The sequence below is a fragment of the Vulcanococcus sp. DEBay_Sum29NL08_54 genome, from assembly GCF_017859255.1.
Classification (GTDB): Bacteria; Cyanobacteriota; Cyanobacteriia; order PCC-6307; family Cyanobiaceae; genus Vulcanococcus.
Map to the genome: position 1 here is coordinate 1 of NZ_JAFMNJ010000008.1, position 17,745 is coordinate 17,745.

The 17,745-nt window shown below is 64.1% G+C and carries 26 protein-coding genes and 1 tRNA gene; 10 read left to right on the forward strand and 17 right to left on the reverse strand.

The window, feature by feature from the left end:
• Positions 1 to 255: 255 nt before the first annotated feature.
• From QZ186_RS04310 to petC, 5 genes are all read right to left on the reverse strand, one after another.
• Positions 256 to 327 (reverse strand) — tRNA-Val (locus QZ186_RS04310).
• A 55-nt stretch (positions 328 to 382) separates the two neighbouring features.
• Positions 383 to 1,156, reverse strand: coding sequence for a precorrin-4 C(11)-methyltransferase (cobM, locus tag QZ186_RS04315; RefSeq protein ID WP_247479231.1), 774 nt, complete (start codon positions 1,154 to 1,156; stop codon positions 383 to 385).
• Complete coding sequence (lgt, locus tag QZ186_RS04320; RefSeq protein ID WP_296416035.1) at positions 1,153 to 1,995, reverse strand: prolipoprotein diacylglyceryl transferase; 843 nt, start codon at positions 1,993 to 1,995, stop codon at positions 1,153 to 1,155. Before lgt ends, cobM begins: the two co-directional genes overlap by 4 nt.
• 11 nt (positions 1,996 to 2,006) lie before the next feature.
• Positions 2,007 to 2,939 (reverse strand): cytochrome f, encoded by a 933-nt coding sequence (gene petA / locus QZ186_RS04325; RefSeq protein ID WP_247479742.1) that lies wholly within the window; start codon positions 2,937 to 2,939, stop codon positions 2,007 to 2,009.
• 38 nt (positions 2,940 to 2,977) lie between these two features.
• Positions 2,978 to 3,526, reverse strand: a complete 549-nt coding sequence (gene petC / locus QZ186_RS04330) for a cytochrome b6-f complex iron-sulfur subunit (RefSeq protein WP_010317981.1) — start codon at positions 3,524 to 3,526, stop codon at positions 2,978 to 2,980.
• A 132-nt stretch (positions 3,527 to 3,658) separates the two neighbouring features.
• On the opposite strand from petC, the gene QZ186_RS04335 reads away from it, so the two are divergent.
• Positions 3,659 to 3,994: a DUF3067 family protein gene (locus tag QZ186_RS04335; RefSeq protein ID WP_247479229.1), complete on the forward strand. Its 336-nt coding sequence runs from the start codon at positions 3,659 to 3,661 to the stop codon at positions 3,992 to 3,994.
• Between the two features lies 1 nt (position 3,995).
• Here the strand turns inward: QZ186_RS04335 and tatC are convergent, their stop codons facing one another.
• Together tatC and QZ186_RS04345 are read right to left on the reverse strand one after the other, a co-directional pair.
• Entirely contained in the window at positions 3,996 to 4,799 is an 804-nt protein-coding gene (tatC, locus tag QZ186_RS04340) for a twin-arginine translocase subunit TatC (RefSeq protein ID WP_247479227.1), read from the reverse strand.
• Positions 4,796 to 6,514 carry an NFACT RNA binding domain-containing protein gene (locus tag QZ186_RS04345; protein ID WP_296415971.1) on the reverse strand — a complete coding sequence of 573 codons (1,719 nt, stop codon included), beginning with the start codon at positions 6,512 to 6,514 and terminating at the stop codon, positions 4,796 to 4,798. Before QZ186_RS04345 ends, tatC begins: the two co-directional genes overlap by 4 nt.
• 59 nt (positions 6,515 to 6,573) lie before the next feature.
• Between QZ186_RS04345 and gmk the strand changes: the two genes are divergently transcribed.
• Complete coding sequence (gmk, locus tag QZ186_RS04350) at positions 6,574 to 7,143, forward strand: guanylate kinase (protein WP_296415973.1); 570 nt, start codon at positions 6,574 to 6,576, stop codon at positions 7,141 to 7,143.
• 57 nt (positions 7,144 to 7,200) lie between these two features.
• Here the strand turns inward: gmk and psaJ are convergent, their stop codons facing one another.
• Together psaJ and QZ186_RS04360 are read right to left on the reverse strand one after the other, a co-directional pair.
• Positions 7,201 to 7,317 carry a photosystem I reaction center subunit IX gene (gene psaJ, locus QZ186_RS04355; RefSeq protein WP_010317976.1) on the reverse strand — a complete coding sequence of 39 codons (117 nt, stop codon included), beginning with the start codon at positions 7,315 to 7,317 and terminating at the stop codon, positions 7,201 to 7,203.
• 38 nt (positions 7,318 to 7,355) lie between these two features.
• Positions 7,356 to 7,835, reverse strand: a complete 480-nt coding sequence (locus QZ186_RS04360; RefSeq protein ID WP_010317975.1) for a photosystem I reaction center subunit III — start codon at positions 7,833 to 7,835, stop codon at positions 7,356 to 7,358.
• A 65-nt stretch (positions 7,836 to 7,900) separates the two neighbouring features.
• Here QZ186_RS04360 and tsaD point away from each other — a divergent pair, with 65 nt between their 5' ends.
• Both tsaD and QZ186_RS04370 read left to right on the forward strand, forming a co-directional pair.
• Positions 7,901 to 8,968, forward strand: a complete 1,068-nt coding sequence (gene tsaD, locus QZ186_RS04365; RefSeq protein ID WP_296415975.1) for a tRNA (adenosine(37)-N6)-threonylcarbamoyltransferase complex transferase subunit TsaD — start codon at positions 7,901 to 7,903, stop codon at positions 8,966 to 8,968.
• A gap of 36 nt (positions 8,969 to 9,004) precedes the next feature.
• Positions 9,005 to 9,187 carry a high light inducible protein gene (locus QZ186_RS04370; RefSeq protein ID WP_010317973.1) on the forward strand — a complete coding sequence of 61 codons (183 nt, stop codon included), beginning with the start codon at positions 9,005 to 9,007 and terminating at the stop codon, positions 9,185 to 9,187.
• On the opposite strand, the gene QZ186_RS04375 is transcribed toward QZ186_RS04370, so the two are convergent.
• Positions 9,184 to 10,269 carry a type IV pilus twitching motility protein PilT gene (locus QZ186_RS04375; protein ID WP_296416036.1) on the reverse strand — a complete coding sequence of 362 codons (1,086 nt, stop codon included), beginning with the start codon at positions 10,267 to 10,269 and terminating at the stop codon, positions 9,184 to 9,186. The two genes, QZ186_RS04370 and QZ186_RS04375, sit on opposite strands and share 4 nt — an antisense overlap.
• A gap of 180 nt (positions 10,270 to 10,449) precedes the next feature.
• On the opposite strand from QZ186_RS04375, the gene wecB reads away from it, so the two are divergent.
• Positions 10,450 to 11,592 carry a non-hydrolyzing UDP-N-acetylglucosamine 2-epimerase gene (wecB, locus tag QZ186_RS04380; RefSeq protein ID WP_296415978.1) on the forward strand — a complete coding sequence of 381 codons (1,143 nt, stop codon included), beginning with the start codon at positions 10,450 to 10,452 and terminating at the stop codon, positions 11,590 to 11,592.
• Here the strand turns inward: wecB and QZ186_RS04385 are convergent.
• Positions 11,589 to 12,788 (reverse strand): efflux RND transporter periplasmic adaptor subunit, encoded by a 1,200-nt coding sequence (locus QZ186_RS04385; protein WP_296415980.1) that lies wholly within the window; start codon positions 12,786 to 12,788, stop codon positions 11,589 to 11,591. The two genes, wecB and QZ186_RS04385, sit on opposite strands and share 4 nt — an antisense overlap.
• 115 nt (positions 12,789 to 12,903) lie before the next feature.
• Here QZ186_RS04385 and ychF point away from each other — a divergent pair, with 115 nt between their 5' ends.
• Entirely contained in the window at positions 12,904 to 13,995 is a 1,092-nt protein-coding gene (ychF, locus tag QZ186_RS04390; protein WP_296415982.1) for a redox-regulated ATPase YchF, read from the forward strand.
• A 9-nt stretch (positions 13,996 to 14,004) separates the two neighbouring features.
• Here the strand turns inward: ychF and QZ186_RS04395 are convergent, their stop codons facing one another.
• Complete coding sequence (locus QZ186_RS04395; RefSeq protein ID WP_247479738.1) at positions 14,005 to 14,259, reverse strand: hypothetical protein; 255 nt, start codon at positions 14,257 to 14,259, stop codon at positions 14,005 to 14,007.
• Between the two features lie 37 nt (positions 14,260 to 14,296).
• The gene (locus tag QZ186_RS04400) at positions 14,297 to 14,443 is read right to left on the reverse strand and encodes a hypothetical protein (protein ID WP_010317965.1); all 147 of its coding nucleotides are present in this window, start codon (positions 14,441 to 14,443) and stop codon (positions 14,297 to 14,299) included.
• A 140-nt stretch (positions 14,444 to 14,583) separates the two neighbouring features.
• Between QZ186_RS04400 and QZ186_RS04405 the strand changes: the two genes are divergently transcribed.
• Positions 14,584 to 14,796 carry a Nif11-like leader peptide family natural product precursor gene (locus QZ186_RS04405; RefSeq protein WP_296415983.1) on the forward strand — a complete coding sequence of 71 codons (213 nt, stop codon included), beginning with the start codon at positions 14,584 to 14,586 and terminating at the stop codon, positions 14,794 to 14,796.
• A 5-nt stretch (positions 14,797 to 14,801) separates the two neighbouring features.
• Here the strand turns inward: QZ186_RS04405 and arfB are convergent, their stop codons facing one another.
• On the reverse strand, positions 14,802 to 15,236 hold the full coding sequence (gene arfB, locus QZ186_RS04410) for an alternative ribosome rescue aminoacyl-tRNA hydrolase ArfB (RefSeq protein ID WP_296415984.1): 435 nt from the start codon (positions 15,234 to 15,236) through the stop codon (positions 14,802 to 14,804).
• 9 nt (positions 15,237 to 15,245) lie between these two features.
• A complete protein-coding gene (locus QZ186_RS04415; RefSeq protein WP_296415985.1) occupies positions 15,246 to 15,482 on the reverse strand; it encodes a hypothetical protein in 237 nt (78 codons plus the stop codon).
• 59 nt (positions 15,483 to 15,541) lie between these two features.
• Between QZ186_RS04415 and QZ186_RS04420 the strand changes: the two genes are divergently transcribed.
• Positions 15,542 to 16,024: an early protein (E6) gene (locus QZ186_RS04420; RefSeq protein ID WP_296415986.1), complete on the forward strand. Its 483-nt coding sequence runs from the start codon at positions 15,542 to 15,544 to the stop codon at positions 16,022 to 16,024.
• Here QZ186_RS04420 and QZ186_RS04425 read toward each other — a convergent pair.
• Positions 15,998 to 16,162: a hypothetical protein gene (locus tag QZ186_RS04425; protein ID WP_010317957.1), complete on the reverse strand. Its 165-nt coding sequence runs from the start codon at positions 16,160 to 16,162 to the stop codon at positions 15,998 to 16,000. The genes QZ186_RS04420 and QZ186_RS04425 overlap by 27 nt on opposite strands.
• A 30-nt stretch (positions 16,163 to 16,192) precedes the next feature.
• On the opposite strand from QZ186_RS04425, the gene QZ186_RS04430 reads away from it, so the two are divergent.
• Entirely contained in the window at positions 16,193 to 16,315 is a 123-nt protein-coding gene (locus tag QZ186_RS04430) for a hypothetical protein (RefSeq protein WP_010317956.1), read from the forward strand.
• A gap of 33 nt (positions 16,316 to 16,348) precedes the next feature.
• Positions 16,349 to 16,531, forward strand: a complete 183-nt coding sequence (locus tag QZ186_RS04435) for a hypothetical protein (RefSeq protein ID WP_010317955.1) — start codon at positions 16,349 to 16,351, stop codon at positions 16,529 to 16,531.
• On the opposite strand, the gene QZ186_RS04440 is transcribed toward QZ186_RS04435, so the two are convergent.
• Positions 16,528 to 17,745, reverse strand: coding sequence for an MFS transporter (locus QZ186_RS04440; RefSeq protein WP_296415987.1), 1,218 nt, complete (start codon positions 17,743 to 17,745; stop codon positions 16,528 to 16,530). The two genes, QZ186_RS04435 and QZ186_RS04440, sit on opposite strands and share 4 nt — an antisense overlap.

Below are 17,745 nucleotides of genomic sequence, written 5' to 3' on the forward strand. Positions count from 1 at the left end.
ACGCAGAAGCGCCTTGGCGCTGCTGGAGGGTGGTCGTCATGAGTACGGGAAAGAAGTGCCGTGCGCGAACGCCTGGCGGTTTATGAAGAGCTGGACATATCCAGCAATGAAACTTTAAGCGCTGCTCACGCTCGCCGTGCCCGCTTCCGATGCCGGCTGGTGATGGAAGTGATCAGCCCGGCTTATGGCCATGTGCCCCGAAACACAAAAAAGCCGGGCGCAGTCTGTTGCGCCCGGCCAAGGGGTTCAAACAAGTGGGCGATACTGGATTCGAACCAGTGACCCCTTCCGTGTGAAGGAAGTGCGCTACCGCTGTGCTAATCGCCCGCGTGCGCTCGTCGCTCGCGCAGACAGAGCTTAGATCATGGCCCGCGCGGTGGGCTTACTCAGCGCCGCCGCGGAAGAGGTGGTTGTGGCTCGCTGAATAGAGCTTGGAGCGGGGGCCCCCAGGTGCCGCGAGGGCGGGGCTCACCACGTAGAGGGTCGTGCGGATCAGCTCGCGCTCGCGGCTGACCCGATCGATGTCCTTCAGGGGGACAACGCTGATCCACTCGTCGGGCCAGCTGACGCGATAGCCAATCGCCACAGGGGTGTCCGCTGGATAGTGCAGCAGCAGTTCACGCTGCACCTCCTCGACGTGCCGAGCACTGAGGTACAGGCAGAGGGAGGCCTTGAGCGATGCCAGCCGCTCCAGGGACTCGCTCTCTGGCACGCCGGTTCGCCCCCCAGCCCGGCCAAGCACAATCGTCTGCACCAGTCCAGGAATGGTGAGCTCGCTGTTCAGGCGGGCGGCAGTGGCCTGATAAGCACTGAGTCCGGGGACGACCTCCACGGCAACATCGGCATCGAGCAAGCGGCAGAGCTGTTCGTTGAGGGCGCTGTAGAGGCAAGTGTCTCCGTCATGCAGGCGCACCACGCGCTTGCCCTGCTTGACGCGATCGAGCATCAGCAGCATCACCTCCTCCAAGGTCAGGGTGCTGGTTCGGATCCGCTCGCAGTCCTGGGGCGCCATTGCCGCCAGCTGAGGATTGACCAGCGAATCGGTCCAGATCAGGACCTCCGCTTGTTCAATCGTTCTGGCTGCCCGCAGGGTCAGCAGATCGGGAGCGCCTGGGCCCGCTCCAACAATCCAGACCTTTCCCGTGGTCGTGCTCATGGCTTCACTCCGCTGGGGTCGGGTAGGGGGCGTTTGCGGCCATAGAGCCAGTAGAGGCCCAAGCCACCCAGCGCGATCAAGACCAGGCTGATCAGCTGGGCCATGCGCAGTCCACCGGCGCAGTAGGGCGGTGTCCCCATCAGGCAGAGCGGATCAATCCGCAGTCCTTCAATCCAAAGGCGACCGCAGCTGTAACTCATCAGATAGACGCAGCTCAGGGCGCCAGCAGGCAGTGCGATCCGCCCTTCCATCCCCCGCCGAAACAGCCAGAGCAGCAGCAGCAGGACGCCCAGGTTCCAGATCGACTCGTAGAGAAAGGTCGGGTGAAAGGTCGATTGATCGAGAAATTCAACCGGTCGGTTCGAAAACGGGATGGTCAGCTTCCAGGGAAGGTCCGTGGGAAGACCGAAGGCCTCGGAATTAAAAAAGTTCCCCCAGCGCCCGATGGCCTGGCCCAGTGCCACCGAGGGAAGCAGGACATCCAGCAGATTCCAGAAGGCGATCTTGCGCCAGCGGCTGTAGAGGATCACCGCCAAGGTCCCACCAATCAGGGCCCCATGGATGGCAATGCCGCCGCGCCAGATGGCCAGTGCATCCAGCCAGTTGAAGCGGTACTGACGCCACTCAAAGGTGACGTAGTAGATCCGGGCACCAACGACGGCCGCCAGGACCAGCAGCGGCAGCAGATCGGCGATCAGCGTCGAATCGATGCCCCGCTCTTTGCCCAGGCGGGTGGCCAGGGCGAGTCCGCAGAGCACCGCAATCGCGATGAGCAGCCCGTACCAACGCAAAGAAAATGGCCCCAGCTGAAACAGCAAGGGGCCAGGGGAGGTGAACACAGCGAAGGGCATCAAAGGCCTTCGGCGGCCTGCACCTTCTCGAACTGCTTCTTCTTCAGAACAAGCATGATCTGGGCAAGAGCCACGGCGGCGAAGAAGGCCAGCAAGCCGTAGATGCGCACGGGGTTCTGCAGAACGACCTCAGCATCCAGTTGACCGAAGCCACCCACGTTGGGGTCATTGGTCAGGGCTGCACCAGCGGCGACCACATCGCCCACTTGGGCAGTGACGGTGGGGCCAGCGGGGATGGTGTCGCTCACGCTGTTGCCGTCGGCGGTCTTGATGACGACAACGGAGGCACCGGCGTCACCGGCGTTGATCGCTTCAACGGTGCCAGCAGCAGAAGCGTTGAAGACGCCGTTGTTGCTCTTCTCACCGGTGGGGTACACCTGACCGCGGCCGCGGTTACCGCCGACGTGCAGCTGGAACTTGCCGAAGTGGATGTTGCTATCGGCAGCGGGGTCAGGCGAGAGGATCGGGAAGACGATCTTCTGGTGGTCATCGCCGGGCAGGGGACCGACCAACAGGATGTTGGGGTTCTCTTCGTCCCAGGTGGTGACGTAAACGCCTTCGGTCTCTTCCTTGAGTTCGTCGGTCAGACGATCAGCGGGAGCGAGTTTGAAACCGTCGGGAAGCATCACGACAGCACCCACGTTCAGGCCGGTGGGAGAGCCATCGCCAGACACCTGCTGAACGCTGGTGTCGTAAGGGATCTCGACTTCAACCTTGAAGACCTCATCGGGGAAGACCGCTTGGGGCAGTTCCACGTGGGTGGGCTTCTTCGCCAGGTGGCAGTTGGCGCAGGCCAGCTTGCCGGTGGCTTCCCGGGGGTAGTCGTATTGCTGCTGTGCCCAGAAGGGATAAGCCCAGCTGGCCTGAGGAGCAAAGAAGAGTGCGCCGAGAACCAGAACCGAACTCAGCAGCAGGGAGAAGGAGCGACGCATGGGGCGTGGGGGCGAGAGGGAAACGGTTGGGGAGGAGATCAGACCCACCAGGGCTTCTCGCCGGTGCGGAAATCAGTTTCGGTCCACTGGCTCAGGAACACGTTGTCGTTCTCGACCGAGACGTGTGCAAGGGCCAGGGAGAGGGGGGCAGGGCCGCGCACCACCTTGCCGGTGTTGTCGTACTGCGAGCCGTGGCAGGGGCACATGAACTTGTTGGCCGCTGCGTTCCAGGGCACAACGCAACCCAGGTGGGTGCAGATGGCATTAATGCCGTAGCTGCCGATGGCATCACTGCCTTCGACGATCAGGTAGGTGGGGTCGCCCTTGAGGCCCTGCACCAGGTTGCGATCACCCTCGCGGTGGTCGCTCAGCCAGCCACTGGCGGTGACGGAGTTACCCAGCTCGTCCTTGGCGGCCGTACCACCGCCGGAGCCAGCGGCCTTCGGGGGGATGAAGTAGTTGGCCACCGGGTAGAGGGCGCCAAGGGCAACTCCGGTCACCGAACCGAAGGTCAGCAGGTTCATGAACTGCCGGCGACCCATTCCGGGGACATCACCGCTCGAGGCGCTCGCTGGGATTTGGGTCATACGGGGCGGCCTGCAGCCACATCGACGTGGGGGCCATTATGGACCTTGTCGTTCCCGCAACGGGCCCGAACTGCAGGCAGGTGGCCGAAGCCTGCAACATGCTGTTGCGAGGGCGTCTTGCTTTGCCTTGCTGTGACTGAGTCACCTGCCGCTCCCCTGGCCACTGCGGAGATCCTTGAGACCCTGCGGGGCCGTTGGCAGGCCTCCTACGACCTACAGCTGACGTCCCGGCGCGGTCGCCTTTATTTGCAGGTGATGTGGGCGTACCTCGAGCAGCAATCCTTTCCCCTGGATGCCGAGCAGTACACCGCCAAGCTCGACGAGCTTGTGGCCACCCTCAATGGGCTTGGTGTGGCCGGACAGGTGCGCCAATGGCTCACCACCACCAATGACAAACCCCGCCTGGGTAAGGCGATGAACCTGGCCCTGGAGCTTCCTGAGGGGCGGGCGAGTGAGTTCCTGCTCTGATCTAGGCCGGCCGTTGGACCACCCGAGCCAAGCCAACACCGACGAGATAGAGCGCCGTGATGGCGCCACTGAGCAGCAGCATCGTGATCGGGTCCGTCGAGGGGGTCAGCACAGCCCCGGCCAGGGCGGAGGCCATCACCACAAAACGCCAGGCCGAGAGCATGGACTCTGAGCGCACGAGTCCCAGGGCCGCCAGCAGCATCTGCAGCACGGGTAGTTGGAAGGCCAAAGCGGTGGCCACCATCAACAGCAGCACGAAGTCCAGATAGCGCTCGATGGACCACAGCGGCTCCACGACATCCGCGCCGTAACTCACGAGGAAGTTCAGGGCGGCTGGAACCAGGGCCCACCAGGCAAAGGCCAGGCCCGCCAGAAAGAGCACGGCGGACCCCGCGACCGCTGGAGCCACGAGCTTTTGTTCCCTGCGGGTCAGGCCGGGTAGGACGAAGGCCAGGCCTTCGTAGAGGACGTAGGGCAGGGCCAGGGTGAGACCGGCGTAGCCCGCCACCTTCAAAGAGACCAGTAGGAATTCCCCCGGTGCCAGCTGCAGGAAGTGAATGCCGTGGGCGGGTACCTCAAGCAGGCGCACCAGCGGCCGGACAAACAGCAGACACGCGGCCGCGCCAACGACCACCGCAAGCAGGCTGCGCAGGACTCGGCTGCGCAACTCCTCGAGGTGCCCAACGAGGGTCATCTCCACCTCGGAGGGGAAGTCCTCTTGGACTTCAGCGGCCGGAATCTTGATGGGAGGCGGCGGCGCGACTCCAGCGGGGCGACCGTCAGGGCCCTGGGGTTGATCGCTCATGACTGTTGCTCCCCACTGAGGCTAAGGGGTTTGCCGCGCAGTAGTGCCTCAGCGGCGTCGGGGTCGGCCCAGAGGACTTCACCACCGCGGTGTCTGACGGTTCCTGGACCCGCCCCCGGGATCCGCTGCAACTGCTCACAGGGGGTCATGACCACCGCCACCTGGCGATTGCCGCGGGCACGGCTGAAGTGGGCCGCCAGGCTGGCCGCCGCTTGCAGATCGCTGTCCTCCGCAGGGGCGACTGAACTCTTCAGCACCACATGGCTACCGGGGCACTCCTGGGCGTGGAACCAGAGATCCCCCTTGCGGGCCTGTTGGAGGCTGATCCATTCGTTCTGGCGGTGATTGCGGCCAACTTGGATCGTCAGACCCCTTGGGCTGGTGACGGATAGGGGGCTGGGATCCCCCTGCGCTCGCCTGCGTTCCTTGCGGTTGCTGGGTTGGCGTTGCCAGAGCCTCTCGCTGTCCTCTTCGAGGGCCTGCAGTTGCAGGAGCCCGTTGGCGGGGTCCCATTGGCACTCGAGCTGGATGAGCTCCAGGAAGGTCAGGCTTGCCTCCAGTTGCTCAAGTTGCTGCTGGTGCTGGGCCAGTCGGGGGGTGATGGCGGCCACGGAGCGCCGCAGACGCCGCGCTTTTTTGTAGAGCTTCTGGGCCTCGTTCACCGTGTCTCGGCTGGGGTTGGCTTGGCAGAGCAGGGCGTCGGCCTGCTCCTGCAGTCCAGTGCTGTTGCCGACTTGATCCAGGAGCGCTTGCTGTTGCTGCTGTTGCTGCCGTTCGCGCTCCAAGGCCCGCTCGAGCCGCTGCTTGAGGGCCTGCTGCCGCTGTTGAAAGGTCCTGGCTTGCAAGCGATCGCGGTGATAGCTCGCCAGCTGGGCGTTGAGGCTGTCTGGCTGCTCTGGTGCGCGCTCGCTGCTCCAACAGCAATACCCCCCGCCCTCGTCCAGGCGGAATACGAAACGTTCCTCCTCCAGGGCCTCGAGCCAGAGCTGCCAGCGCTGCCAGAGCTGGTCCCAGGTCACCGGGCTGAGGCCCTGTGCGGGTTGATCGAGTAGGTCATCGCCGAGTCCCGCGACCAATTGGCGCGCGAGCGCTGGGCTGATGCCTTGATAGGCGCTGGGCAGGGCGCGTTTTAGCGGCAGCGGCAGCAGTTGCAGTTCGCTTTTCCAGTGCTCAAAGCTCTCGCTGCGGCTGGGGCAGCGACCGCCCATGGGCGGTGGGGCGCTGTAGAGATCGCCGGTGCTGATCGGCCTTAGGCGGGACTGGTTATCGCGGACCTGCCGGGCCACGGCCACGACCCTGCGGTCTTGATCCAGCAGGAAGACATTGCTGTGGCGGCCCATTAACTCCAGGACCAGGCTCCGCTGGGCCGGCTCCCCCGGCCTGGTGGCGAAGTCCAGTTCCACCACCCGCTCCCAACCGTCTTGTTGGAGGCCGGTGAGCGCCAGCCCGCTCAGTCCGTGCTGGAGCTGTTGCGCCAGGGTGCTGCCATCCCCCTGCTTGGGGGGAGGCGGGATCTCCAGCAGGCGCGGTGCTTCGGCCAGCCAGCTGAGCTCGAGCCAGAGCCGCCGCTCCAGCGTGCGGAACCCCAGGTGAAGGGTCTGCCCGTCGGCCTGTTGGGCTTTCTCAAAGCGGCTGGGCACCAGTTGCGGCCGTAGTTCCGCCAACACCGCACGAAGGCTGGTGAGGTCCATGGCCTGGAGGGACTGGGCGGCCATGGTCTGCGCCGATTCGCTGCGGAGGCACTCTTACTCTGCAGGGCCATGGTTGAGTCCCAATGGCGGAAGAGCCCTCCTCCAGCGGCCGGTTGTTTCTGATCACGGGCCCCAGTGGAGTCGGCAAGGGGACCTTGGTGACTGCCCTGCTGGAGCGTCATCCCGAGATCTGGCTTTCGATTTCAGCGACCACCCGCTCCCCCCGCAGCGGTGAGGTGGAGGGCACGAGCTATTTCTTTTTGAACCGGGCTGATTTCGACGCCAAGGTCTCCCAAGGGGGCTTGCTCGAGTGGGCCGAGTTCGCCGGTAACTGCTACGGCACCCCCCGTGAGCCCGTGGAGGCTCAGCTTCAAGCGGGCCGGCCGGTCCTGCTGGAGATCGAGTTGGAAGGGGCGCGTCAGGTGCGCCGCAGCTTCCCCAGCGGTTTCCAGATCTTCATCAAGCCCCCCTCCTTTGAGGAGCTTGAGCGCCGCATTCGCGGACGGGGCACCGATAGCGAGGAGGCCATTGTTCGGCGGCTTGAGCGAGCCCGGGTGGAGCTGCAGGCCGAGTCCGAATTCGACGCGGTGATCGTCAATGGCGATCTGACGGTGGCCTTGCAGCAGCTGGAGCAGTTGATGGGGCTTGGCTAGGGGCGCTGGGCAATAAAAAAGGCCCCGATTGGGGCCTTTTTCAATGGCAACTGCCGATCACATCGGGTGGAAGAGGAGATCGGGGAAGAAGCGGTTGAATTCGATCAGGATGCCAGCGGTGACGGTGAACCAGATCGCGGCGAAGACCGGGGCGGTGGTCAGGAACTTTTTCATCGGAATGACGTTGAAAGAGTGGAGATAACCCGCCGCGATCAGCGGGGGGAGACGGTGATCTTGTCGTCGGATTCGGTCAGCTTGCCGCCGCTGAGTTCAGCGAAGGCAGCGATGGGCCAAGTGGCTGCGGCCAGGGTGCTCTTGAAGGCCAGAGACAGGTCGATCTGGATTTCCTTCATGGCGGCGTCCTTGCTGCCACGGATGGCCATCAGGTAGTTGCGACCGGCCCAGCCGATGCAACCAGCGATGTAGAGGAAGGCGATGCCGGGGATGATGAAGTCACCAGCGTGGCTGAGGCGACCATCCACGATCAGGTGGGGCAGGCCATCAGCGCCGCAGGAGGCCTGGCTGTACATCTCGAAGCGCGCCTTGGCCTGGGGGGTGGAGGCGGCGGCGGCCCGGGATTGGAAGCGTGCGCTTTCAGCGCAGGGGGTCAGGCCTGCAACATCAGCTTTCGCCACGGGGGCGAAGCCGAAGATCAGCAGGGCAGAAATGAGAACTGCAAAAAGGCGGCGCATCGTCAGGTCCAGCTGCTGCACGGCAGGATGTCACTTACGGACAGTAAGAGAGCTCTCCAGACCTAATGCCCACGCTGCTGGCCCTCGAAACAAGTTGTGACGAGTCAGCCGCAGCCGTTGTGTGTAATCAAACGGTGCTCGCGAGCGCGGTTGCAACGCAAATGGAGGAGCACGCCCGTTGGGGTGGCGTCGTTCCGGAAATCGCCTCCAGACGCCATGTGGAGGCGCTGCCCCATCTGATTGAACAGGTGATGGCGCAGAGCGGCGTCAGTTACCAGGAGCTCGATGCCATCGCGGCGACCGCGGCCCCGGGGTTGGTCGGTGCGCTGTTGATCGGATCGGTGACCGGGCGGAGCCTGGCTCGCCTTCACGGAAAACCGTTTCTGGGGGTCCATCACCTGGAGGGGCACCTCTGCTCGGTCCAGCTGGGAGATCCCCTGCCGCCGGGACCCTATTTGGTGCTGCTGGTCAGCGGTGGGCACACCGAGATGATCCGTGTGGATGGTCCCGGTGACTACACGCGTCTTGCTCGCAGTCGCGATGACGCCGCCGGTGAGGCCTTTGACAAGGTCGCCCGTCTATTGGGCCTGGGCTATCCGGGAGGCCCGGCCGTTCAGGCCGCCGCCGCCAGTGGCGATTCCACGCGTTTCAGCCTTCCTAAGGGCCGGGTGTCACGGCCCGAAGGGGGCTTCCATCCCTACGACTTCAGCTTCAGCGGTCTCAAGACGGCGGTTCTGCGGCTGGTCAATCAACTGCGGGCCGAGGAAGCCGCCGGCGGCGAGCCGTTTCCCTTGGCGGATGTGGCGGCGAGCTTTGAGCAGGTGGTCGCCGACGTCCTGGTCGAGCGCACGACCCGCTGCGCCCGCGATCAGGGACTGAAGACCATCGTCATGGTGGGCGGAGTGGCGGCAAACCATCGTTTGCGCGCGCGGCTGGAGGAGCGTTGCCAGGCGCTTGCGCTCGAGTGGCGGGTAGCGCCCCTGGCCTACTGCACCGATAACGCCGCAATGATCGGTGTGGCGGCCGAACAGCGCTTCCGTGCTGGCGCACAAAGCTCGATTGAGCTGGCTGTGACGCCCAGGCTGCCCCTGGAGCAGGCTCCGGTTCTTTATGAACCCCAGGCGCCCTTCTGATTTCCGTAGGCTGCTTGGAGTTTGAAGGCAGAGGCGATGGCCACTGCAGACTCCGCCCCTACCCCAGACCAGGTTGTTGAAGCGGCTCCTGAGGAGCTGAACCAGTGGAAGCGCGGCTTTACGCCTCAGGCTGAAATCTGGAACGGCCGCATGGCGATGGTGGGCCTCTCCGTTGGCTTGAGTGTCTTGCTGATTGCCCGCCTCGCCGGCAAGGTCTAGTCCTTGCCCCGCAGGGCCTGGCCAAGTTCGTTGGGCTTGAGGCTTTGGGCGAGGGCCGCCTCGGCTGAAGTCCTTCCCCCTTCCACCAAGGCGATCAGGGCCTGATTGGCGGTTTGCATGCCATCAAAGCCGCTGCGGGCCATGATCGATTCGATCTCTTCAAGCTCACCGCGCTCGAGGTAGTCCTTGCAGGCGTCGGTGTTGATCAAGATGTCGTGAAAGGCGGCCCGTTTGCCGTCGCTCGTTTTGATCAGCCCTTGGGCGACCACCCCGAGCAGACTTTCCGCCAGGGAGCGCCGCAGGCTGCCTTGGTCCTGGGGCGGAACCATCCCCAGAACCCGCTCGACGGTTTTGACGGCCGAATTGGTGTGCAGGGTGCCGAAGACCAGGTGACCGGTCTGGGATGCCTCAAGGGCAGTGGTCAGGGTCTCTCCGTCGCGAATTTCCCCAATCAGGATCACGTCGGGGTCTTCCCTGAGGGCAGCCCTGAGGGCACTGGGAAAGTGCTTGGTGTGCTGCCCGACTTCGCGGTGGCGAATCAAGGACTGCTGGCTGCGGTGCACAAATTCCACCGGGTCCTCAATCGTGAGGATGTGACAGGCCCGGTTGCGATTGATCCAATCGATCATCGCGGCGAGGGTTGTGCTCTTGCCTGACCCGGTGGGACCTGTGATCAGCACCAGGCCCTTGGGTTTGGAGGCCAGCTCCTGCAGCACTGGGGGGAGCTGGAGCTCCTCAAGGCTGGCGATGGTTTGCGGAATCAGCCGCAGCACCATCGCGGGTCCCCGCAGGGAGTCCAGGAGGTTGATGCGGACCCTGACAAAGGGGAAGGCGTGGGAGCCATCAAATTCCTTGTCCCGCTGGAAGGTATCGATCTGAGCGGGGCTCAGCATTTCCCTGAGCCAGTGCTGGAAGCCCGCGGCATCGGTGACGGGCCAGCCCGTGCGCAGCATCTCGCCGCGGTCGCGGTAGCGGGGTTCCTCGCCCACCCCAAGGTGGACATCGGAGAAGCCCTGCTCCGCAGCAAGTTTGACGATGCCTTCGAGTGAGCTGGGTTGCTGCCCTTGGAGGGCTCCATCCAGTGGCTTAGTCGGGCTTTCTGCTGCTGCCGTTGCCTGCTCTGGGAACAGCCCGATGGGGAAGGGCGAACTGTTGCTCACTGGCCCGCAGGCGCGCTGCCGTCACTGTTGCTGCAAATCCGATCAGGGGCAGCTTTTTTGCCCGCCATCTTTAGGATCCAGAGGTCTGCCAACGGCACCTGAGTGAGCGCTCCCCACAACGTCTGCATCGTGTTGGGAACCCGTCCGGAGGCGATCAAGCTCGCTCCGGTGATCCAGGCCTTCCAGCAGTCCGATGACTTCAACACCCGGGTGGTGCTGACCGGTCAGCACCGGGAGATGGTGACCCAGGTGATGGACCTGTTTGACCTGCAGGCCGACCACGACCTGGCCTTGATGGCCCCCAAGCAAACCCTGACCCACATCACCTGCGCGGCGCTGCAGGGCTTGAAGGCTGAGTTTGAGCAGTTCCCCCCTGACTTGGTCTTGGTGCAGGGGGACACCACGACGGCCTTTGCTTCCGCTTTGGCGGCGTTCTACGAGCAAATCCCTGTGGGCCACGTGGAAGCGGGCCTGCGCACCGACAACATTTTTGATCCCTACCCCGAGGAGGCCAACCGCCGTCTGATCTCCCAGGTGGCCTTGCTGCACTTTGCTCCGACCCACGTCTCGGCCCGCAACCTTGCGGCCTCTGGGGTGGTGGGCCAAACCATCACCACCGGAAACACGGTGATTGATGCGCTGTTGTTGATGGCGAAAAAAGCTCCCCCGTTTGAGCTGCCGGGGTTGGACTTTGAGAAGCAGCGGGTGATCCTGGCGACGGTCCACCGCAGGGAGAACTGGGGCGAGCGGCTCCAGGAGATCGGCAAGGGCTTTTTGGCGGTGCTGGAGCGCTACCCCGATACGGCGCTGCTGCTGCCGCTGCATCGCAACCCAACGGTGCGGGAGCCCCTGCAGGCACTCCTGGGCGATCACCCCCGGGCGTTCTTGACCGAACCCCTGGACTACGACCGTCTGGTGGCGGCGATGCGCGGCGCGACGCTTCTGTTGACGGACTCCGGTGGACTGCAGGAGGAGGCTCCGGCCCTGGGTAAGCCGGTCCTGGTGCTGCGGCGCACCACCGAGCGGCCCGAGGCCGTGGATGCCGGCACCGCCAAGCTGATCGGCACGGATTCCGCTGACATTCTCCGGGAGGCTTCGCTGCTGCTGGATGACGCCGAGGCCTACGAAGAGATGTCCAGGGCGCACAACCCCTTCGGGGATGGCCAGGCCAGCACGCGCATCCTGGAGGCCTGCCGCAGCTTCCTCAACGAGCGCCGCCATGCGGCGGCTGAGGCGCAGGTTTAGTTCGAATCGCCTTTGCGCTTTGCCCAGGGGGGCAGGTCGATAAAGACCCGTGTCCCGGGCTTGATGCCGTCAAGGATTTGGGTGTTGCGGCCGCTGCTGGCTCCGAGGGTCACGGCTTGGAACTTGGGCTGGTTGCCCGGGCCCACCAGCAGCACCCCAGGCTTACCCCGCTCGGTCACGACCGCCACCGTCGGCACCAGCGTCCGCGGGGGGAGGTTCCCGGTATTGAAGTCGATGTCGGCGGTCATGCCGATGCGCAGTTCAGGCGCCGGCTCGACGAACTTCAGGGTGACCTCAAAGGAGGTGACGTTGTTGAGCTTGGCCGCGCGCGGAGCGATCTGACGGACCTGGGCCTTGAAGCGACGGTCCGGGAAGGCATCGACGCGCACCGAGCCGGTTTGTCCGAGCTTGATCCGGCCGATGTCGCTTTCTGGCACCTTGGCCACGGCCTCGAGGCCCTGGGCTAACTCGACGATGGAGGAGCTGCTGGCACCGGCGGAGGCGGAGGCCGAGGTGGTGGGCGTCACGTAGGCCCCAGGGTCGGCAAACCGCGCGGTGATGGTTCCTGCAAAGGGAGCGCGGACGACCAATTCACTGCGCTCCATCTCGCGCTGCTCCAGCCGCTGTTGGGCAGCCTCGACGGCGGCGCGGTCGACGAGGTAGGCCGCCTTGGCGCTGTTGTAGTTGTCCTGGCTAATGGCGCCGTTGCGCACCAGGTTTTCCCGGCGTTGCAGTTCGCTCTGGCTACGCGCCTGTTGGGCTTTGGCCGATTGCAGTTGGGCGGAGAGCTCCTCGAGCCGGTCCTGAAGGTCACCCCCATCCATCAGGGCCAGGGCCTGGCCGGCTTTGACGCTGTCGCCCTCTTCCACATAAAGGGTCTTGAGTACCCCTTGGCGTTTGGGGCTGACGTTGACCAGGCGGAAGGCCTCCAGTTCGCCACTGGCCGTGATCAGGCCCGGCAGGGAGCCTTCCTCGGCGACGGAGGTGTAAGTGTTGAGGCTGCGGGCTTGCTTGGCGCTGCGGCTGAGGTTGAGCGCCGTTGCTCCACCGGCAATCAAAACGGTCCCGGCGAGGGCGGCGGCCCAGAAGCGACGACGGGCCAGCCAGGGGCGATCAGCCGCCAGTCTCTTGAGGCTCAAGGTGTTGCCTTGCAGCCAGGTCGCAACAGGTTGTTTTCGACGACGGTCTTGGAGCATCGCGTTGACCTGCCTGGCTCCCGGTGTCACCCCAGTCTTCCTGGTGGCGGGCAGCGGGCGGGGGTTCGGTCAGGGAGGGATCACCGCCATCGAGGGCAAACCGTAGATTCCATCGATGCTTAAAGCCGGAATCGTGGGGCTGCCCAATGTGGGCAAGTCGACCCTGTTCAACGCCTTGGTGGCCAATGCTCAAGCCGAAGCCGCCAACTATCCCTTTTGCACGATTGAGCCGAACTCCGGTGTGGTGGCGGTTCCTGATCCCCGCCTGCAGCAGCTCTCGGATCTGAGCAAGAGCAAGGAACTGATCCCGACGCGGGTGGAGTTTGTCGATATCGCCGGCCTGGTGAAGGGCGCCAGCCAAGGGGAAGGACTGGGCAACAAATTTCTGGCCAACATCCGGGAGGTGGACGCCATCGTCCACGTCGTGCGTTGCTTCGAGGACGACGACGTGATCCACGTGAGTGGGTCGGTTGGACCGGCCCGCGATGCCGAGGTGATCAACCTGGAGCTGGGCCTGGCGGACCTGTCCCAAGTGGAGAAACGCCGCGAGCGTCTGAAAAAGCAAGCGCGCACCAGCAAAGAAGCCCAGGCGGAAGACGAGGCGCTTGAGCGCATCCAGGCGGTGCTGGAGCAGGGCGGTGCCGCCCGCAGCGTCAGCCTCACAGAGGAAGAGGCCGCGATGATCAAGCCCCTGGGCTTGCTGACGGCCAAGCCAATCATCTACGCCACCAACGTCAGCGAAGACGACCTCTCCAGTGGCAATGCCTACTGCGAGGAAGTCGCGGTCTTGGCGGAGAAAGAGGGCGCAGGAACCGTGCGCATCTCCGCGCAGGTGGAGGCGGAACTGATTGAGCTGCCTGAAGAGGACCGTGCTGAATTCCTGGAAGGACTGGGCGTTGAAGAGGGTGGTCTGCAGAGCCTGATCCGGGCCACCTACAGCCTGCTGGGCCTGCGCACCTATTTCACGACGGGTGAAAAGGAAACCCGTGCTTGGACGATCAAAGCCGGCATGACCGCTCCCCAGGCCGCTGGTGTGATTCACACCGACTTCGAGCGCGGCTTTATTCGGGCCCAGACCATTGGCTACAAGCAGTTGCTTGAAGCGGGTTCACTCTCTGAAGCCCGTAATAAAGGTTGGCTGCGCGCTGAAGGCAAGGAATACGTCGTTGAGGAAGGCGACGTGATGGAGTTCCTCTTCAACGTGTAAGTCGAGCCGTTAGCGAATCAGATTCATCCCAAGAAAACCGCGGCCCAGGCCTGAGCTGCGGTCCTGCAGATAGGTCAGGGCAATTTCAAAATCCATCAGCCCGGCCTCTTCGATGGTCTCCCGGCTGAGCTTGCCCTCGCTTTGCGCGGCGTAGTTGGCGTAGATCTCTTCTTTGCGCGCACCAAGGAAGCTCACCACTTCCTGAACGACAAAGTTTGCCCACTCGTTTTTGTCTTTCGCGCTGACGGCGGTGGGGCCTGGCATGGGGCGACGGAGGCGCAGTCGCACCAGTTTGGAGTCTTCAGCGCTGCCCCAGCAGCTCATCCCAACTCAGCCCATCGTTCTGGAGAGTTCGAGCGGGAATGGTGAAGGTGCTCTCCGGCCATTCCGGCCACAGCGCGCGGGTCTCGTGATCCGGGGTGATGACCACGGGGAGGGTGGCTTCCATTCAGGCCGAGATGGCTTCGCGCCCCTCAGAGTGCCTGTTCTGACTGGATTCCGTTGCGCTCTAGGCCACCGGCGGCTGTGCTCAAGCCGACAGCTTTTAGCCTGGCCTCCTGAGGATGGAGCACGTTGTCTTTCCAGCAGTTGCAGCAGTTTTTTGTGCGGGTTCAGGCTGAGCCAGCACTGCGGCAAGCGCTGGAGGAGGCGATGACGGCCGACGATGTCGCCCGCCTGGCCCAGGACCTGGGCTTTGAGGTCTCTGGCAGTGACATCCTGCGCTTCTCGGGGCAAACGGCAGCAGGTGTGAGGGTGACCCGCATTGACCATCCGGGGGAATACCCGGGGCGCTACGTCTAGCGAGATCAGTCATCCAGGCGCGGCCGATGTTGCCGGTTGCGTTTGACATCACCTCGCATTTTTTTACTGTCCAGACGCCGGCGAGTGGCTGCTTTCGAGGGCTTGGTGGCGCGGCGTGGTTTGGGGTCTGGCTTCAGGGCCTCGCGCAACACCGCGGCCATCTTTTCAAGGGCGAGGCAGCGGTTTTTGTACTGGGAACGGTGCTCGGAGGCCTGAATGCTGAGCACGCTCGAGCCTTTCAACTGCGGCAGCCGTGCCTGCAGTCGTTGTTTCTGAAATGGTCCAAGAACTGAGCAGGCTTCGATGTCAAAACTGAGCTCGACAGCCGTTTCCAGCTTGTTGACGTTTTGTCCGCCCGGGCCAGCGCTGCGGCGAAAGGACCAGGTCAAATCCGCCGCTGGAATGACCAGCCGTGGATGAATCACAAGCTCAAGGGCCACGGTTGGGAGCTAGTCCTCCTCCAGCCAGGCCCGGAAAGTCAGGGCGCGTAGGTGCTGGACCTGACGCAGGCGCCGTAGGCGATCGATCAGGTAGTACGCCAAGCCGATGGCGATGGCGGCTCGGATGAAATACCAACTCAAGCCCCAGAGCAACACTCTGGTGAGGCTCAAGAAGGCAAACACCCAGAGCAAGATCCAGAGGGCCGAGAGCAGCAGTCGAATCAATGCGCTGTTGCGTCGCGTCATCGCTTCTTTGTTTTCTGCAATTCCCTCCGTAGGGTTTTTAGCAGAGTTCATTGGGGTGAATGCCTTCCAAGCCGCGCAATCGCATTGGTGAGGTGTATGGCCAGCTCACCGTTGTACGCGCGTCAGAGAAGCGCTCCAAGGCGGGCAATGCCTACTGGTGGTGTCGCTGCAGCTGCGGTCAGGAGCGCGAGGTGCCGAGCGACAAGCTCTCCCACAACCTCGCGCGCAAGAAGCCCACAGTTCAGGCCTGTGCGGCCTGCTCCCGTGAACTTCAAGTCGAGGCGGTCTGCGAGAAGAACGACCGTGAGGAGCGGCAACGGCGTCGTGAGGCTCTGGCCAACCGCCAGGCGCTCAAGGGCCTTGTCCCAGAGAGCTGGCTCGCCTTACCCCTGACCGATGCCCATGCCCGCGAGCAGGGTCAGGTGCTGTTTTTTCGTGGCACGCGCTGCCTGCGAGATCACCTGGCTCCCTATCGCATCAACGGCGGCTGCTTGGCCTGCTCTGGCCAGCGCCCCTCAGCGACTGTTCCAGCTGCGTTCTAGGGAGGCACGGACCTGCTCGGTGCTGGGCTCGGCGAGCTGCCGGCGGAAGGGCTGGGTGAGTCGCCAGAACTTGACCCCCGCGGCCAGGGCGAAGACTCCCCAGGGAACCAGCAGCCAGAGCTGATGCATCAGGTCCATGGGTGATCGGGCACGATCAGTCTCGCGGAAATGGCTCCTGATCTGGTGGACGAGGAACTGCGCTTTGTTCTGACGTTGCTGCTGCTCGCCATCCTTCCGGTGGGATTGCTTTTCTGGGCTTGGTTGCGGCTCTTGCCTTCCAAATCCAAGTAGCTGTTCCACAATGGCGTCAGCTCCAGGTCTGCCATGACGGCTCAGCCCTCCCCTGAAACCACCGGTGACGACCGTCAGGCCCACGATTTCGATCGCCAGAAGGAGCTGCATAAGCAGATCCGCAACGATCCCGATTACGACGATTGGGAGTACGGAACCGAGCCCCTGCCCCACGAGGCCTGGGCTGCAAAGAACGCCAAAGACAAGGCCTCTTAACCCACCCGCCGCTTCGAGCGGTTCTGCACCGGTCTGACCAGCAGCAAGCTCAGCGCACAGATCGCCGCTGTCGCGAACCACAGGCCCACGCCATGGCCATGGCCATCCAGCAAAACCCCCGCCAGCAGCGGTGCGGCGAAGGCACTGAGCGCGAAGCACTGAGAGAAGAGGGCCATCGCCAGGCCGCCGTGGCCCCGGGGACTGAGCTCAATCACCGCCTCCGTGGCTGTCGGTAGGAAGGCGGCTTCGCCCAGGGCGATGATCGTGAGGGCGATGACCACCAGAACGAGGCCGGAGTGGCTCAGGGCTGAGGCGGCCAGGAGCAGGGTCCCGCTGCTGAAGCAGATCAGGCTCAGCCCCAGTCCGGTCCCCACTGGCCGCAGGGCCAGGGCTCGGCCAACGGGCCATTGGATCAACACCAGCAGACCCAGTTGCAGACCGATCAGCAGGGCGCTCAGGCTTTCTGTCTGGCCAGCTCGGTTCAGGCCGCCGCGGACCAGATCCAGCGGCAGTGCGCTCTGCATCAGCGCTGGGATGGAGGTGGCCACCACCGAGATGCCAAGCATCGGCACCAGGGCTGGCAGCCATTGCCGCAGGGGACGTTGCCCCTCCGCGTACTCGCTGGCCTTGGCGGCTTTGGGCAGGGGTTTGAGCAACAGCAGCGCCGCCAGGGCGAGGACCGCCGCGATGTCGATCCAGTAGACCCCGCGCAACAGCCCGGCGGCCGCGAGCAGCGAACCGCAGAGGGTTCCTGAGGCCACACCGAGGGCATCACTGCTGCGCACCAGGGCGTAGCCCTTCGCCGACGGCAGTGGGCTCGCGCACTGCGGCACGGCGAGTTCAACCGCTGGCCAGTAGAGGCCGCCGGCCATGCCGATGCAGACCTGGCCAGCGATGTAGCCCCCCATGCTGCTGGCCTGCAGCAGCAGAGCGTCACCGGCAAATCCACAGGCCGCCGCCATCAGCACCGGGGTCCCGCAACTGCGGCCCTGATCCAGGAGGGCTCCACTGATGAAGCGCCCAACGGTGCCAGCCAGTGCGGCGAGGGCCAAACCCAGGCCAATGGAGGCGGCATTGAAGCCCTGCTGGTGAAACACCATCGGGGTGAGATACAAAATCCCACCGGCACCAAAACTCGCGACCAATCGAACACTGGCCAGTTCCCGGAGTGCCGGGGGAAACTGGTGCCACCAGCTCCAGCCTGTTGCCTGCAT